Origin of the sequence: Halomonas sp., from assembly GCF_041689495.1 — a bacterium.
Lineage (GTDB): Bacteria > Pseudomonadota > Gammaproteobacteria > Pseudomonadales > Halomonadaceae > Halomonas.
Genome location: NZ_JBDNGD010000107.1, coordinates 1 through 2,796 on the forward strand (window position 1 = coordinate 1; position 2,796 = coordinate 2,796).

General features: G+C 65.2%; 2 protein-coding genes and 1 pseudogene. 2 read left to right on the forward strand and 1 reads right to left on the reverse strand.

All coding sequences use genetic code 11. The features are described 5' to 3' along the window. Positions 1-463 (reverse strand): annotated as a pseudogene (locus ACESMD_RS03375) (SAM-dependent methyltransferase); the annotation flags it as partial. 199 nt (positions 464-662) lie between these two features. Here ACESMD_RS03375 and ACESMD_RS03380 point away from each other — a divergent pair. Continuing rightward, entirely contained in the window at positions 663-2,552 is a 1,890-nt protein-coding gene (locus ACESMD_RS03380) for a beta-ketoacyl synthase (protein WP_372610327.1), read from the forward strand. Then, a partial coding sequence (locus tag ACESMD_RS03385) for a pantetheine-phosphate adenylyltransferase (RefSeq protein ID WP_372610325.1) occupies positions 2,552-2,796 on the forward strand: 245 nt, incomplete at its 3' end. The genes ACESMD_RS03380 and ACESMD_RS03385, both read left to right, overlap by 1 nt.

Here is a 2,796-nt window from a genome sequence, read left to right on the forward strand (position 1 = left end):
CGGGGTCAGCCCCGCGTCCTGTGGCCCGACCGCATGCTCCTGTACCTCGACCCTCCGCCCGGTCACCTGGCTCACCGCACGAGCAAACTCCTCCACATAGAGCCACCAGTTGGATCGCACTTCCAGACGTCCCCCCAGTGCCAGAATGGCGGGAAAGACCGGATGCCCATGCCAGCGCATCTTGAGATGTGCCGCCTTGGGGTAGGGATTGGGGTAGAGCAGGTAGTGGCGGGCCGGTTGCCAGCCATCCACGAGAGCCAGCCGCCAGAAGTCTACCAGATCCGCACGCACCAGCAGGGCGTTGTCGGGCAGTGCCCCATGGTCGCGCCCTGTCGAAGGCCTCTCGGGTGTGCTCGGCCACCGGCTTGCGCAACGGACAAGTCATCGCCCGGCTGACGCGCCTTGCCAGGTCCCGATGGGGACCCGGCTGATTGGAGACGATGAAACGGGAATTGTCTGGCATGGCGAACACGGAAAGCGACATCGAGAAGGGCGTAGTCTACCAGCGACCCCGATGTGGCGCAGGTAGCGTGATATCACTTGCATGACGCCGCGGCGAGCCGAGTGCTATGATCGATGGCCAGAAACAATCGAGCAGAAACGCAGACTTCCAACAGCACAACGAGGAACCCGGCTTGTCACATTTACCGGTGATTGTCGGCATGGGGGGCGTGAATCCCGCTGGCAGAACCTCGGGGAACCAGGCGTTTCGGCGTACCGTGCTCGACGCCCTGCCCGATGACGACCAGGCCCGGACCCTGCTGGGCCTGGCCGCGATGATGCGCCTGATCAGCACTAACGTGAACGGCGGCTGGCTGGATGGCGATGGCCGGGTACTGGACGCTCGCGCCATCGTCGAGCAGACCCGCCAGCAGGTCCTCGACCACACCCTCATACGCCGCATCGAGGATCCTCGCTTCAACGACGAAGGCCTGCCCGGAAACCGGCGGGCCAGCCTGGCGCTGGAGACCCCCCTCACCTTCCGGATTCGTCGTCGGCAGCTCCCCAGCGAACTCCCCGCGACCTGGCAGGTTCGTGAGCTGGATCGCCATACCCTCGAGGTCGTCGTTCCCGCCGGTCAGATGGACGTCATGCTGCCCGAGAAACGCCAGGCACAGGTACGGACCGCCGGTCAGCTGCCCAGCGGCTTCGACCCAAGCCTGTTCTACCGCAGCGTGCACCATCCCCGTGGGCTGTCGATGGCCATCTTCGCCGCCAGCGACTGTCTGGGCGACAGCGGCCTCGAGTGGGATGATCTGCACGACCGCCTGGACCCCGACGAGGTCGCGGTTTATGCCGGTAATTCCATCGGCCAGCTCGACGACGAGGGTTGGGGCGGCCTGATCAAGAGCTTCGTCTCGGGAAAGCGCGCCACCTCCAAGCAGATGCCCCTGGGTTACGGCCAGATGCCCGCCGACTTCCTCAATGCCTATGTACTGGGCAGCGTAGGAGGCACCGGGGCCATGCTGGGGGCCTGCGCCAGCTTCCTCTACAACCTGAGGCTGGGGGTGGATGACATCCAGGCCGGTCGTCGCCGAGTCGTGATGGTAGGCACCGCCGATGCGCCGGTGACACCGGAGATCATCGAAGGCTTCCGGACCATGGGGGCGCTGGCCGATGATGACAGTCTGAAGGCACTCGACGCCCTGGAACTGCTCACCGATCTCGACTATCAGCGGGCATGCCGCCCCTTCGCCCGCAATTGCGGCTTCACCATCGCCGAGTCGAGCCAGTTCGTGATGCTGATGGACGACGACCTGGCCCTGGAAACCGGCGCCGACATTCTCGGTAGCGTGCCGGCCGTCTTCGTCAACGCCGACGGCTGGAAGCGTTCGATCTCGGCACCGGGAATCGGCAACTACATCACCCTGGGCAAGGCGGCCACCTTCATCCGCGACATGCTCGGCGAGCGAGCGCTGCGTGAACGCAGCTTCCTGCACGCCCACGGCACCAGCACCCCCAAGAATCGCGTGACCGAATCCCACGTCTTCGACATGGTGGCCCGTGCCCATGGCATCCAGGACTGGCCGGTGGTGGCGGTCAAGGCCTTCGTCGGACACTCCCAGGGCAGCGCCGCCGGCGACCAGCTCACCAGTGCCCTGAGCAGCTTCGCCCATGGTCTGCTTCCGGGAATTCCCACCCTCGACGCGGTGGCCGATGACGTCCATGCCGACCGCTTACGCTTTTCCTCGACACCCATTCCCTTCATTGCCGACGCTGCCCTGATCAATGCCAAGGGCTTCGGCGGCAACAACGCCACCGGTGTCCTGCTGTCACCGGCGATCACCGAACGCCTGCTGCGACAGCGCCATGGCGAGACGGCCATCGCCGCCTGGAAGACCCGACGAGACGCTACCCGCGAACAGGCCGCCGCCTATCACCGGGAAGCCGACAGCGGCCGCTTCAGGGCCCGCTATCGCTTTGGCGTGGGCGTGCTGGAGGGCCCGGAGCTCGAGTTCAGCGAGACCCATATCCATATTCCTGGCTATGCCCAACCGGTCTCGCTTAAAGCGGACAACCCCTTCGGCCGACTCGATGACGGAGACGCCTGATGAACATCGCCGTCTATCCCGGGACCTTCGACCCCATCACCAACGGCCATTTCGACCTGATCAACCGCGCCGCGCGACTCTTCGACAGGGTGGTGATCGCCATCGCTGGAAGCCCCGGCAAGGGGCCTACCCTGGATCTCGATACCCGCATCGTCCTGGCCCGGGAGGTCGTCGCCCACCTCGACAACGTCGAGGTCATCGGCTTTTCGGGGTTGCTTACCGAGCTGATGAAACAGCAGCAGGC

Bases quoted from the DNA above. Each gene is read 5' to 3' on its own strand.
- ACESMD_RS03380 (WP_372610327.1), top strand. From the start codon at position 663: ATGGGGGGCGTGAATCCCGCTGGCAGAACCTCGGGGAACCAGGCGTTT.